This window comes from Mastigocoleus sp. MO_188.B34 (assembly GCF_030065675.1).
Classification (GTDB): Bacteria; Cyanobacteriota; Cyanobacteriia; order Cyanobacteriales; family Nostocaceae; genus Mastigocoleus.
Genome location: NZ_JASJDK010000172.1, coordinates 1 through 14,012, shown reverse-complemented (window position 1 = coordinate 14,012; position 14,012 = coordinate 1). Strand labels below are relative to the sequence as shown.

10 protein-coding genes and 1 pseudogene are annotated in these 14,012 nt (G+C 39.7%); 5 read left to right on the top strand and 6 right to left on the bottom strand.

Going from position 1 to position 14,012, the window contains the following annotated elements; translation table 11 throughout:
- The first annotated feature begins 341 nt into the window (after positions 1–341).
- The gene (gene ilvA / locus QNJ50_RS26405) at positions 342–1,853 is read left to right on the top strand and encodes a threonine ammonia-lyase, biosynthetic (protein ID WP_300641557.1); all 1,512 of its coding nucleotides are present in this window, start codon (positions 342–344) and stop codon (positions 1,851–1,853) included.
- A 199-nt stretch (positions 1,854–2,052) separates the two neighbouring features.
- Here the strand turns inward: ilvA and QNJ50_RS26400 are convergent, their stop codons facing one another.
- The 4 genes from QNJ50_RS26400 to QNJ50_RS26385 form a co-directional block, all read right to left on the bottom strand.
- Positions 2,053–3,393, bottom strand: coding sequence for a TldD/PmbA family protein (locus tag QNJ50_RS26400; RefSeq protein ID WP_300641555.1), 1,341 nt, complete (start codon positions 3,391–3,393; stop codon positions 2,053–2,055).
- Positions 3,394–3,684: 291 nt separating this feature from the next.
- On the bottom strand, positions 3,685–5,157 hold the full coding sequence (locus tag QNJ50_RS26395; RefSeq protein WP_300641553.1) for a TldD/PmbA family protein: 1,473 nt from the start codon (positions 5,155–5,157) through the stop codon (positions 3,685–3,687).
- 367 nt (positions 5,158–5,524) lie between these two features.
- Complete coding sequence (locus QNJ50_RS26390; protein ID WP_300641551.1) at positions 5,525–8,632, bottom strand: pentapeptide repeat-containing protein; 3,108 nt, start codon at positions 8,630–8,632, stop codon at positions 5,525–5,527.
- A 55-nt stretch (positions 8,633–8,687) separates the two neighbouring features.
- Positions 8,688–8,891, bottom strand: a complete 204-nt coding sequence (locus QNJ50_RS26385) for a hypothetical protein (protein WP_300641549.1) — start codon at positions 8,889–8,891, stop codon at positions 8,688–8,690.
- A 255-nt stretch (positions 8,892–9,146) separates the two neighbouring features.
- Here QNJ50_RS26385 and QNJ50_RS26380 point away from each other — a divergent pair.
- Positions 9,147–9,287, top strand: a pseudogene (locus QNJ50_RS26380) (type II toxin-antitoxin system HigB family toxin); the annotation flags it as partial.
- A 14-nt stretch (positions 9,288–9,301) separates the two neighbouring features.
- Complete coding sequence (locus tag QNJ50_RS26375) at positions 9,302–10,204, top strand: ROK family protein (RefSeq protein ID WP_300641547.1); 903 nt, start codon at positions 9,302–9,304, stop codon at positions 10,202–10,204.
- Between the two features lie 347 nt (positions 10,205–10,551).
- On the opposite strand, the gene QNJ50_RS26370 is transcribed toward QNJ50_RS26375, so the two are convergent.
- Together QNJ50_RS26370 and hepC are read right to left on the bottom strand one after the other, a co-directional pair.
- Positions 10,552–11,472, bottom strand: a complete 921-nt coding sequence (locus tag QNJ50_RS26370; protein ID WP_300641545.1) for a DUF1838 domain-containing protein — start codon at positions 11,470–11,472, stop codon at positions 10,552–10,554.
- Between the two features lie 196 nt (positions 11,473–11,668).
- Entirely contained in the window at positions 11,669–12,433 is a 765-nt protein-coding gene (hepC, locus tag QNJ50_RS26365) for a heterocyst development glycosyltransferase HepC (protein WP_300641543.1), read from the bottom strand.
- Between the two features lie 143 nt (positions 12,434–12,576).
- Here hepC and QNJ50_RS26360 point away from each other — a divergent pair, with 143 nt between their 5' ends.
- Positions 12,577–12,723, top strand: coding sequence for a hypothetical protein (locus QNJ50_RS26360; protein WP_300641541.1), 147 nt, complete (start codon positions 12,577–12,579; stop codon positions 12,721–12,723).
- A 20-nt stretch (positions 12,724–12,743) separates the two neighbouring features.
- Entirely contained in the window at positions 12,744–13,448 is a 705-nt protein-coding gene (locus tag QNJ50_RS26355) for a polysaccharide deacetylase family protein (protein ID WP_300641539.1), read from the top strand.
- Positions 13,449–14,012: the final 564 nt, after the last annotated feature.

Sequence of the window (14,012 nt, the reverse complement as noted above, 5' to 3'; positions counted from 1 at the left end):
TCAATATTTTTGTTGATAGTTGCTATCACTAACTGTCTCCAAGCCTGATTATTACGTTAGTTCTGGCTCACAGTTAACGCTGTCCAAAACCAGACTCACAGCGTGTTGCAAATTTTCGGAAGAGTCTATAGTACAATTAATAACATGCAACTACTATGTTAATCCTAAACTATTTTAATAGAATAAATATATTTGGACTTAGTATTTGCTTTCGCTTCCAGGTATTTACAGTACAATATTGAATACTTTAAATTTGCCTTAAAATAACCAATCTCGCCAAACATGTCCCCAAACTAGCGTAAAATTAAACTCCATAACGCATCTACCAATTCGTTCGCCCCATGTTCTGCGACTATCTAGTACAAATACTCACAGCTCGCGTATATGATGTTGCTCAAGAATCACCCCTTGACTATGCCCCAAATTTATCAAAACGTTTAAATAACAAACTTCTGCTTAAAAGAGAAGACATGCAATCGGTGTTTTCTTTTAAACTCCGGGGAGCCTACAACAAAATGGCACAACTACCCCCAGATATCTTAAAACAGGGTGTAATTGCTGCATCGGCGGGAAATCATGCCCAAGGTGTTGCCCTTGCAGCCAGTAAACTAGGTACGCAAGCTATTATTGTGATGCCAGTAACTACCCCCCAAGTAAAAATCAATGCTGTCAAAGCTCGAGGGGGAGAAGTAGTATTACATGGTGATACCTATGATGATGCTTGCGCCTATGCTCGCGAACTAGAAGCAGAAAAGGGTTTAACTTTTATCCATCCCTTTGACGATCCCCATGTAATTGCCGGACAAGGTACAATCGGCGTGGAGATTTTGCGTCAGTATCAGCAACCGATCCATGCAATTTTCGTTGCGATTGGTGGTGGCGGTTTAATTTCAGGAATTGCAGCCTATGTTAAACGCTTGCGTCCAGAAATTAAGATTATTGGGGTTGAACCTGTTGACGCCGATGCGATGTATCAATCCTTGCGCTTGGGTCGTCGAGTACGTTTACCCCAAGTAGGTTTATTTGCCGATGGTGTAGCGGTACGACAAGTTGGGGAAGAGACTTTTCGCCTGTGTCAAGAGTTTGTAGATGACATCATTCGGGTAGATACCGATGATACCTGTGCTGCAATCAAAGATGTATTTCAAGATACTCGGTCAATTGTGGAACCAGCTGGAGCGCTGGCGATCGCAGGGGCTAAAGCCTATGTAGAGCGGGAAGGAATTGAGGATAAAACATTGGTTGCGATCGCTTGTGGTGCAAACATGAATTTTGACCGCTTGCGATTTGTTGCCGAAAGGGCGGAATTAGGGGAACGTCGGGAAGCTATCTTTGCAGTAACGATACCAGAGGAGGCGGGAAGTCTGCGTAAGTTTTGTGAATGTATCGGCAAACGTAACCTAACAGAATTTAACTATCGTATCGCCCATGAGAAGGAAGCCCAAATTTTTGTCGGGATCCAAATTCAAAACCGTGCTGATGGGGTAAATATTGCCGAAATTATTAAAAATAATGGTTTTGCAATCATTGACTTAACGGATGATGAACTAACCAAAATGCATTTGAGACATATGGTTGGCGGACGTTCGCCCCTCGCCCATAACGAGTTATTATATCGGTTTGAATTTCCCGAACGTCCCGGCGCATTAATGCAATTTGTCGGTTCTATGAGTCCCAACTGGAATATTAGTTTGTTCCACTACCGCAACAATGGTGCAGATTACGGACGAATTGTGGTCGGAGTCCAGGTTCCACCGGAAGAAATGCAAGAATGGCAAGCATTTTTAGATACTTTGGGATATCAGTATTGGGATGAAAATAAAAATCCCGCCTACAAGCTGTTTTTGGCTTGAGGATGGGGATTGGGAGAAATGAGTAATGTTAGCGCCTAGCGGAAGCGTACCGTAGGTATTGCGGGGCGCGTACGGCACGCGCCACAAAGTGGCGATAGCGCACAGTAATGAGTAATAAGTAATGAGTAATGAGTAATGAGAAAAAATTACCAATTACCAATTACCCATTACCAATTACCCATTACCTAATCGCCAATCCCTATTCACCAGTAATCGAAAGACCTTCAACCCAAATTCTGGGACAGACTCCTCCAGGGGTTAATTCTGGTTCTTTCTCGACAAACACAATCGACTTCATGACTTCAAGGAAATCTCCTGCGACAGTTGCAGAGTCAATACTGGTTTTTACACCTTTATTTACTAACCAACCGTCGAAAGGTAAGGAAAAAGAACCTTGCAAGGATTTTACTCCAGCGTGGAGAGCTTGCAAATCGTCAATGAAAACGACATTTTCCGCCGTCTCTAAACTAAATTCTTTTTCTGCAGGTGCGCCAGCGTAAACGTGATAGAAATTGGGACTAACTGTGACCTTCGCGCCAATGTTAGCGTTTCCTGTGGGCTTAGCATTCATTCTTTTCGCAGTACCCGCGCTGTGAAGGAAGTTTTTCAAGATTCCATTTTCAATTAAGGAAACCTTACGAGTGGGAGTTCCTTCTCCATCAAATGTTTCTGCCCCAATATTTGCTGGATGTAAAGAATCATCGCAGACTGAAAGTAAGGGGGAAGCTATTTCCTTTCCTAGGTCGTCAGCCTTTGATAAACTTTGATTGTCCAAAATGCTTTGGGCATTGTACAAATTAGAAAAAGCACCCAGCAAGCTTAAAAAAGCATCAGGTGAAAAAACAACGGTGTACTTACCGGTTTTGATTTTTTCGTAGTTCAAGTGACTGATGGTTTTATCTGCAGTTTCTTTGATACAACCATCAAGATCCAACTCGCTCAAACTTTTACTTAATCTAAAAGCACCTGCGCTCCGGGGTTTTTTCCCTTCTTCTTCGGTTTTACTGTACAAGAAAACTGAAGTATAGGAATGGGATTCGCTTCTCATCGCACCGTCGCTATTGAGATAAAACTTATCGATACCTCTTTGCGCTAAACGGTTATATGGAACGCTTTCAATCGCCGGATGAGCTTCAACTACATCCTTTTCAGCTTTTAATAATTTTTCAATCAGTTCTGAAACAGAAGCAGGTTCAGCTTTTTCTTCTTGCTTAACGTCAATTTTAACAGTAGCTTCAGGGCTGAAGTCAGGTACATTTTCCTTGACACCGAAAAAACTTGCTTCGTAAGCAGTTTGTAATGCTAGTTCCAATCCCTTGGAATTCACATCGGTGGTGCTAGTAACGCCCATGGTATTTTCATCATTCCATACCCTAACCGTTACACCAGAAAGATTTGAAGCTTTAACCTGTTCTGGTTCGCCCTTATCTACTTGAACGCTAGTTTGGTCGGTAACCGCACCATAAATATCAAACTTCTTAATTCCCAGTTTGCTAGCACTTTCTTTCGCCGCAGTTGCAATTTCTTGAATACTCGCCATAGTTTAAGTCAAAAGTCAAAAGTTATTAGCGTAGCGTGTCCGTAGGACATAAATTAAAAGTTGTAGAGACGTTACATGTCACGTCTGTACTAAAGTCAAAAACTAAAAAATATGTCTGTGTGCTGGATCAGTATTACTGAGAGTTTCCAAAAATAATTCATACCGTATTTTGTATCCGTGGGGGCGCACAGACGTGCGCCCTTAAAATCTTTAATACGTCCATCCTTAAGATTGGTATATTTCCGCTTTTGAAAACCCCTAAATTCCACACACACAAAAACACAAAAATCCTTAACGTCCACCAACGGTGATTGAATCAACCTTGATATGGGGTTGTCCAACTGTTGTATAAATACTACCGCTCACAGAACCGCAGAAACCCGGAGCCAATGATAAATCTTGGGAACACATAGAAATTTTATTCATAATTTCCTTGGCTTCCCCAATCAAAATTGCTCCTTTTAATGGCTTGGTAACTTTGCCATTTTCAATCAAGTAAGCTTCATCTACACCGAAGTTAAATTCGCCGGTTGCACCAACGCTACCGCCACCCATTTTCTTGCAATAAATGCCCTTATCAATGGAAGCGAATAAATCTTCATTCTTGTACTCTCCGGTTGCGATGTAAGTATTACGCATTCGGCTAGCTGCGGCAAAAGTGAAATTCTGACGACGTCCGCTACCAGTTCTAGGATGTCCAGTACGTACCGAACCAGCCCGATCTGCCAAGAAGTTCTTCAAAACACCCTTTTCGATTAACAGGGTTCTTTGAGCTGGCATTCCTTCATCATCCATCTCGATGGTACCAAAAGCGTTGTCGGAACGCCCTTCGTCCCAAGCCGTTAAACTTTCGTGGGCAATTTTCTCACCTTTCTTATCTGCAAAGGGAGTAGTACCCCGCTCAATTTGGGTAGTTTCTAATAAATGTCCGCAAGCTTCGTGGAAAATTACCCCGCCAAAATGATTCGCCATGACAATCGGATAATTTCCAGATTCTACGTAATCAGCGTAAAGCATTTTACCTGCAGACTCGGAAATTTCGTCGGCTGCTTCTTGATAATCCCAGGTTTTTAAGAATTTGGGATCGCTAGTGTTACCAGCACGTTGACCAATGGAAGTACGGTGAGCACCATCAGCACAAAGAAGATTGAATCCTACCGATTGGGTTAGGCGAATATCCCGAGCAAAAACTCCATCGCTAGCAGCAACTAACACTTCTTGCCAATCTCGGAAATATGAAGCACGTCGGGATTGAATGTGGGATGCTTTTTTACCCAGGGTACTTGTTGCATCAAGTAATACTTCCCCCATCTCTTGCATGGTACTGCATAAAGGTAACCAAGCATCCTTACCGCGTTTGGTGCTATAGTCCCTAAATAATTCCAAATTAATTTCTGGAATGAAAGCATTTGGTCCGGGTAATTGCAGACCCATAATATCTAAAGCTTTTTCCAAAGCAGCTTTTAAGCCAGCGAAGGAAATATTATTAGTACTGACATAACAATCAGCCTTACCGCGAAATACTCTCACACCAGCACCGGTGGAAAGGCGTGGTGTAATGCTAGTAATGGCGTCATCCTCTGCAAGGCAGCTAACATAATTAACACGTTCTAAGAAAAATTCCACGAAGTCCGCGCCTGCTGCACGTCCTAAGCCCAATAAAGTTGATAAAGGAGCTTCCCAGGTTTCGTCAAACCTCTCTGTCGCCGAGGAATATTCCAGTGTGGGGATTTGCTTGGATAGGATAATGGTATTTGTTAGCATAATTGCCTCTCAAAGATGGCTTTACTTAGGAAGTTGAGCGAAAATTTAATATAGTACTTACTCTAACAAATCCCAGAAAGTCACTGTTGAGATCGATTTGCAAACAGATTTACATCTTTACATCACAATTAATCGCGATCGCAGCTAAAGCTGCGCGTGCCGATCGCAAATTAGTTTATTTATCATCTGTAACATAACTCGAGAAATGCATTAAGTGTTGTTTGGGAACTTGCTGCAAAAGTTATAAAAGAGTTTACACAATAGTTCACTTATACAGGACTAATCTACTACACGTAAGAACAAATATACTAAAAATATGTATTACCACTGCATGGGAATCACTACCCAATCCTCCGTCGGTTCATCATCAATCTTCTACTGGTAGACCGAGTTTTTTGTGAAATTCTGGACTATATTTTGCTTTTTCCCAATTTTTGGCTTGCTTGATTTGTTCTGGTGTTATATTTCTGGCTTCATATAAGCTTTCATCCCAGAACTTGGCATCATTGAGGTTAGCATTACTAAGATTTGTATAAAGCAGGTTGGCATTTTTGAATTTGGCATCAATAAGTTCGGCCCTGCTAAGATCTGCACTGCTGAGGTCAGCACTGCTGAGATTAGTATACATAAGTTTGGCATCGGTGAGGTCAGCACTGCTGAGGTTAGCACTGCTGAGGTCAGCACTGTTGAGGTAAGCACTGTTAAGATTAGCATTGCTGAGGTTGGCATAAGTCAGGTTGGCATTTTTGAGTTTAGTACTGCCGAGCTTGGCAAAAGTGAGGTCAGCAGTGCTGAGCTTGGCAAGAGTAAGATCGGCTCCACTGAGGTCAGCAGTACTGAGATTAGCAGTACTGAGGTCAGCAGTACTGAGGTTTGCACTGCTAAGATTGGCATTGCTAAGGTTGGCACTGCTAAGGTTGGCACCGATAAGTTTGGCACTGCTAAGGTTGGCACTTGTGAGATCGGCACTTCTGAGGTCAGCAGTACTGAGGTCAGCAGTACTTAGGTTAGTACTGTTAAGATTGGTGCTACGAAGGTAAGCCCCACTAAGCTTGGCAAGAGTGAGATCGGCACCGCTAAGGTCGACACAACTAAGGTTAGTACGAATTAAATAGGCACCACTAAGATTGGTACAGCTAAGTTTGGCATAAATCAGATTGGCATCACTGAGGTCAATACCACTGAGGTCAGTACCACTGAGGTTGGCACCACTGAGGTCGGTACTACTGAGGTTTCGTTTTTCAGTTGGCTGATTAACAATTTCCCAGACTAAGCGCCATTTTTGATCGAGTTTTGTTTCAGAGTCGATGATTGTATTGCTCAGATCGGCACCACTAAGATCGGCACCACTGAGATTTGTATTGGTAAGGTTTGTATAACTTAGATTTACATTAGTCAGGTCGGCACCACTGAGGTTGGTACCGCTAAGATCTGTACCACTGAGATCGGTACTACTGAGGTTTCGTCTTTCAGTTGGTTGATTAACAATTTCCCAGACTAAGCGCCATTTTTGATCGATTTTTGTCTCAGAATCAATGATTGTATTACTCAGATCGGCACCACTAAGGCTGGTATTTCTGAGGTCAGCACCACTAATATCGGCACCATTAAGATTGGCACCATTAAGATTGGCACCATTAAGATTGGCACTACTAAGGTCGGAAGTACTAAGGTCGGAAGTACTGAGATCGGCTCTACTAAGATCGGCATTAGTAAGGTTTCGTTTTTCAGTTGGCTGATTAACAATTTCCCAGACTAAGCGCCATTTCCGGTCAAGTTTTGTCTCAGAATTGATTACTGTATTGCTGAGGTTGGCACCACTGAGGTTAACAGTACTGAGATTGGCACCACTGAGGTTGACAGCACTGAGATTGGCACCACTGAGGTTTGTACCACTCAGATTAGCATTAGTGAAGTTTGTACCACTGAGGTTTGTATCACTCAGATTAGCATTAACTAGGTTGGCACCATTGAGGTTAACACCACTGAGGTCGGTATTAGTAAGATTCCGTCTTTCAGTTGGCTGATTAATAATTTCCCAGACTAAATGCCATTTTTGCTCGAATTTTGTTTCAGAGTCGGTTATTGTATCACTCAGGTCAGCACCACTAAGATTGGCATCACTGAAGTTGGTACCGCTCAGATTGGCACCACTGAAGTTGGTATGACTCAAATCGGCACCACTGAAGTTAGTATTACTGAGGTCTGCACCACTGAATTTGGCATTACTGAGATTAGTATGACTGAGATCGGCACCACTAAATTTAGTATTACTGAGGTTAGCATGACTTAAATCAGCACCACTGAAGTTGGTATCACTGAAATCGCCATTGTCACTTAGGAGATTGGCATTACTGAAGTCGGCACCCGTGAGCTTGGCTTCTCTGAAATCGGCACCCGTGAGCTTGGCTTCTCTGAGATTGGCATAAATTAGGTCGGCTTCTCTGAGATTGGCATATCTGAGGTTAGCGCCAGCGAGATTTGCATACCTGAGGTTAGCGCCAGCGAGATTGGCATGAATCAGATCGCTATTACTGAGTTTTCGTCTTTCCGCTGGTTGATTAACAATTTCCCAGACTGAATACCATTTTTGATCGATTGTTGTCTCAGAGTCGATGATTGTACCACTGAGGTCCACATTACTAAGGTCGGCACCACTGAGGTTGGCTTTAGTCAGGTTTGTACCGCTAAGGTTGGCATTAGTGAGATCGGCTTCTATGAGATTGACATCACTCAAATTGGCTCCGCTAAGGTCCGTACTGTAGAGTTTTCGTTTCTCGGCTGGCTGATTAATAATTTTCCAGACTAAGTGCCATTTTCGGTCGAGTTTTGTCTCGGAGTCGATGATTGCACAGTTGAGGTTTGCACCACAAAGGTTAGCACTACAAAGGTTGACACCGCAAAGGTTGGCATTACTAAGGTTTGCATCTCTAAGATTGGCATTACCAAGGTCGGCTTTTCTCAGGTTGACGTTACTAAGGTTAGTAGCACTGAGGTTCGCTTCTTTGAGATTGGCATATTTGAGAGTGATGCTTTTCAAATCAGTATTCGATAAATTTACCCTTGTCAGAGAAACAGCATCTTCATTCAAATCTTGCAGAGCTTGATTTCTGGCGTAACTGCTTTTTATCCCATTAGCTGCGTCGATCACCTGCCAAGCTTCATAATGTTTTCTTTGTTTTCTGTCATCAATTTCTATAAAATAAAGAATAACAGCAGCAAAAATGCTTATACCTTCAATATTTCTTAAAGTTGTCGCCCAGAACTTTTTGATTTCCGTGTCTTTTTTGTTACCTTCTGGTATTACTAAATACATAATAAATGCTAAAGCAGTAATACAGATGGGAATGATAGAATATTTAATTATTATTTGCCTGATTTTTTTTTGCCTGATTTTTTGTTTGCGTCTTTGAAACCAATTTGCGAATCGTTCGTATACCGGTCGTTTTTCTGAGCATTTATTGTTATTAGTCATTATCCAAAACCTTTACAATGACAAATGCAAAGATGAAGTATCGTTACAGCAATTTTCAGGCGAATAGATCGCAGTGAGCGAAACAACCGATGGGATTATCTTTTATGATGTAATCCATAGTTCCAGTCATAGCCTGGTCTAGAGCTTCATAAGTACAAGTCGCCTTAGAATGTAAAAAATGCTTGAGTTTCCACCAGCACAACTCAACTGTAGATAGATCTAGCGAGTAACGTTCCAAATCTTTTGGATTAACTTCCACCTTTGTTTGATTTGTTTTCCGCAGCCACTTTTGATATTTTTTGTATTTTCTAATTCATTAAACGAAATCTGCGCACAGTAGCGGATAGGTTGAGTAATAAAAGTACTAGGCGATATTAACTGCTTGTTATTTGAAACGCTTGTATACAACGAGTCAAATTCGAGATGATAATTGTGCAATACCTTTTGGATTGCAGTTTTTAAAGCGGGATGTAAATCATAATCAGTTATATTACCAGGAATTGTTTGGGTAAGATTGGCAATTTCTTTAGTAATTTCTTTAATAATTTCTTTGATTTTAGCAGAATGGAAAAATCTAATTGAAGTTCAAGCTATTTATCCAAAAGCAGAAGCTGTTGGCAACTTCACTGTGTTTAATATAAAAGGGAACAATTATATCAGGAGAAAATAATGCCACTTTGGGGAGGGATAGAAGCTGGAGGAACAAAATTTATCTGTGGTGTAGGAACTAAACCTGATGATACACGTGCAGAAATTCGCATTCCAACAACCACACCACAAGAAACAATATGCCAAGTAATTGATTTTTTCCATCAGCAAGAAAAACTTGAAGGAACCTTGGAAGGTATTGGAATTGGTTCCTTTGGACCTTTAGATCCTAATCCTGATTCTCCTACTTTCGGCTATCTCAAACATACACCCAAACATAATTGGGTAGACTTTGATTTTGTTGGTGCAATTAGACGCGAATTCAAGATACCAATAGGTTTTGATACTGATGTAAATGCTGCTGTTCTAGGTGAGTATCGCTGGGGAAATGCCCAAGGATTAGATACTTTCATCTATATTACTGTTGGTACCGGAATAGGTGGAGGAGGAATGGTTAATGGTAAATTAATCCATGGTCTGCTTCATCCTGAAATGGGACATATTTTTATCCCTCACAATTTAACAGAGGATCCCTTTCCCGGTTGTTGTCCTTTCCACAATGATTGTTTGGAAGGGTTAGCATCTGGACTTGCAATTGAAAAGCGTTGGGGTAAAAAAGCAACTTCTCTTCCACCGGAACATCCAGCTTGGCTCCTAGAAGCAAACTATTTAGCTCTTGGTTTAGTAAATTTTATTCTCACTTTATCACCTCAGAAAATCATTATGGGAGGTGGTGTCATGAATCAAAAACAGCTTTTCCCACTTGTACGTTCTCAAGTCCAGAAACATCTTAGTAGTTACTTAAAAGTTCCAGAAATTCTCAATGAAATCGAAGATTATATCTTACCTCCAAAATTAGGTAATAAAGCTGGTCTCATGGGAGCTTTTGCTTTAGCTGAACAAGCAGTCAAAACTTACCTGTAACCATTTCCCATTCTAAAGAAGCGAGACTTTATCCCCCTCCACAAGCTACGCACAAGTAAAAAGTCAAAAGTATAGCTTAAACGTGCTTCACAGCGAATAGACAAAACCCGAACCTGTCATTGTGATGAGGAACGAGGTTAGACGCACCTGACGGTGAACGCGTAGCGCGTCCTCAGCAATCTTATACCAATTTAGAAAAACAATGAGACAAATAAATTTTTGTAGAGACGTACCAGAGCCTGCGGCGTTATCTCTACAGGGTAATCTGTTGCAATGATTTATTGAATTGGTATTACCGATTTGTTTTATTAGTGTTCCCTTTCCGTAGTTCCATTCCCCTCAGTTCTTCAGCGACAAGATCTGTTATCCTTAAATTCTGGAATAGGAAATTCTGCACCCTGTAAATACTCGTTGAAATGTTTGCGAAAATAAGTCCAAGAAGTTTCATTTTCGGCTTCAAGAAAACACCTGGGAGCTTTCTTATAAACAGGAAATCGCGAGTTAATTAATTTTTGAAGTACGGGTGAAATTTCTTCAAAATCCCGAAACTTGCTAAACGCAGCGCTGTAAACAAGTTGTCCCGGACGATCGCCCATTTTCATCCAAGGTAACCAAGGTCCAAGACGAGTCCAAGCACCAGAAAATGACTCTGTTGTAGCTTTTGATGTATCTGTCGCTTCTTCTAGGGGAACGGTAAACTTAAAAAATTCTCCAGCTTGGTATAGTTTCTGGGGACTATAATCTTTAAATTTGGGGTCGTTTCCTAAAACATTGGGATAGGTAAGGGGAATATCAAGTACAAAAGTAACATTTTCACCATCCACAAAAATGGGGTACTCTCTTCCCAAAATATTTTGTACTGGATTATTGGCGATATGAACAACCGGTACAACTTCCTGTGTCCAAGGATTTTGCCAGTGTTCCAGTATTTTATTAGTTTGGGGATCCAAGTAAAATGTAAGCTCGCGAGATGTAAGATACCATTGTCCTCCATCATCCTGGAAACAGCGAGCAACGTTCATTCCAATGATATTAAAAAGCTTCTGTTGTCTTTCCTGGGGTACAAAACTATAAACAGAACCTCGCCACTCTTTATATATATTTTTCCCATCAGTAGAACAATAACTACGTATCAGTTCTTCCGTCCCCAAACTTTGCAGATTGGAGGTTGTAGCATTACTATTGGCTTCTTTGGAAACTCTTGCAGAAGCCGTACCTGCAGCGATAAAAATTGCTAAAAAACAAAAAAAAGCTTTGATAAACTTCATGAAAAACTCGTAATTCTTATCGGATCTACTCTGAGAAATAAAATTATTTTTATTCTCAATCCTAGAGATATTACAAAAATTATCTGTTTAGAGAAAAGTACAGCAGGATATATTTGATATATTTGGCTATATTTATTTTCCACAAAACAGGGAGCAAAATGCTCCCACTAATAAAATTGAATGAACCATTAAAATACTAGGACTTAAGAGTATTGAGATTAACTTGTTGGGATTTAACTTCATTTAACAAACAGTCTGTAAATATATGAGGCATATTATTTAACTGTTTTTGGTTTTTTATTTTGATCGTTAATGAAGTAAAAAATCTATAAGGGACAGTTTCTATTAAACTCATATCACCACGCAGCACATTGAACAACTGCGGCAGATAAGCAAAAATATCATAGACGATCAAACTTAATGTATATTTGCCCTGAAGCTGTTTGGAGTTTTGAGAATTTGAGATACTATCTGCTTTTAATACTTTTGTATTAAATTTAATAACACGAAACAGCTTACCTCGCTTATCAATACGCCATTCACGGACAAATACTTGACTTGAAGAGTTTACAGTAATGAGTAAAGCTAATAACATCATTACTGGACTTAATAATATTATTAAAAACGAGGCACAAATGAAGTTAAAAGAATAATCTAAAGATTCAAAAAACCAATTGAATTGTCTCTTATATTTTTGATTTGCTGGCAGCTTTAAATATATGGGTTTACCTGCTTGTTCGCAAGCTTCAGCCCACAATAGAACCTCTTTTCCCCCTAATTTTGGATCTATACAAACTAAATTTACTGAAGAATGTTTTAAACACTCAACTAACCGTTCTTTATTATGTATAACAGGTAGATTGACTTGTTCAACTTCATCTACAGGTTTAACCAATAATTTACCCATACGCCACTTCAGCGCACAAGTGGATAAACTGTGATTTTCGAAATAGTCTATCATGGTTACTCTATTTCAATTTTGCAGGCATTATTTAGATTAGGGATACTGGTCCATTACTAAAGTTTGGAGAATTATGGCAAAATAATTTACCAAAATTACGATCTCAGATTTTAGATGAATTGAGTCAGTTAGCCCCCCTATATATGTCTTCACCTCCTGAGGTCAGTATTTATGTTTATTTTTACAAAAATAAATATACTTCGAGCGGTAGACTCTGGGATGAGATCGAAGTTCAAGATAAAAGCTGCACTGGTTCCGATCTAAAATGCGATCGCTCTCGAAGTAATTGATATTTAAAAATATCCAAATTATGCCATTTTTTCCTATATTTCCAATTATTTACCGCATTCTCCAACCCAAATTCCCTGATTGTCTTTGGGAGGGGAATAACAGTTCCCGTAACATTGCACTTACTTTTGACGATGGACCTCATCCCCAATACACTCCAAAACTCTTAGAAGTTCTTGAGTCTCACAAAATTCTTGCAAGCTTTTTTTTATTGGGAGCGTGTGTCGAACGTTCACCACATATTGTCAAAAAAATTCATGCTTCGGGTCATTGGATTGGTTTACATGGCTATGCTCATCGTAATTTTCCATTGCTTTCAGAAACAGAACTTCAGCAGAGTCTAGAAAAAACCCAGACCGTAATTTCTAATGCTTGTGGATTGCGATCGCAAGAAATACGCGATGTTCGTCCTCCCAATGGTTTTTTTACACCCAAAACTCTAAAATTATTACAAAAGTGGAATTATCGACCGGTGATGTGGAGCGTAGTTCCGGAAGATTGGGTCAGACCTGGAGTCCAAACTGTGACAGAAAGAGTTTTAAAATTAGTCAAGCAAGGCTCAATGATTGTTTTACATGATGGATTTTGTGGGGGAGAAGATGTCGCAGAAATAGCAAATATTTTAATTCCTCAATTATTAGCTCGAGGATATAACTTAGTTACAATTGATACTTTATGGCAGGATAAACTAACAGCAACTAGCGATCGCAATATTTATCAAGATTGACTATCAAGATTCAGCAATTCTCATTTTGAAAGGAGAAGAAGGCAAAGTTCTTTTATTTTTATGGAGAATTAAAATGGGATTACTATATTTATTGAAACGTCCCACTTTTTCTTTTCTACGGTTTTTACTTCTCCACTTTTGTCGTTCGCCGCTAGACGCGGAATGATATTTTTTAGAAGTCTTTATTGAATTATTCTTAAATCATATCAAAAATATCTATACTCTGACAGCAAGAAGTTGCTTATATCTGATTGATGTCGATTGTAGAATCAGCTGAGGATACTATGAGCAGCTAGATCCGGAGAACTTTGATGAAAAAGAATTAAATGAACTTGATATAAATGATTTGAATTATTGTGTTAAGTAATCTATCTAAATAGAAATATTTTCTCATTTAATTTTGCTATTTCTCTCAAAAAAATATCTTTTAAATTTATATGATCATGGCACATACAGTACTGATGCGATATGCTGACAGGTGTATTTGATGAAAGCTTATTTAAAGCTGATTGATTAATAGATTACGAGGAAAAATATATAGGAATGAATCAATATACTTTGGAT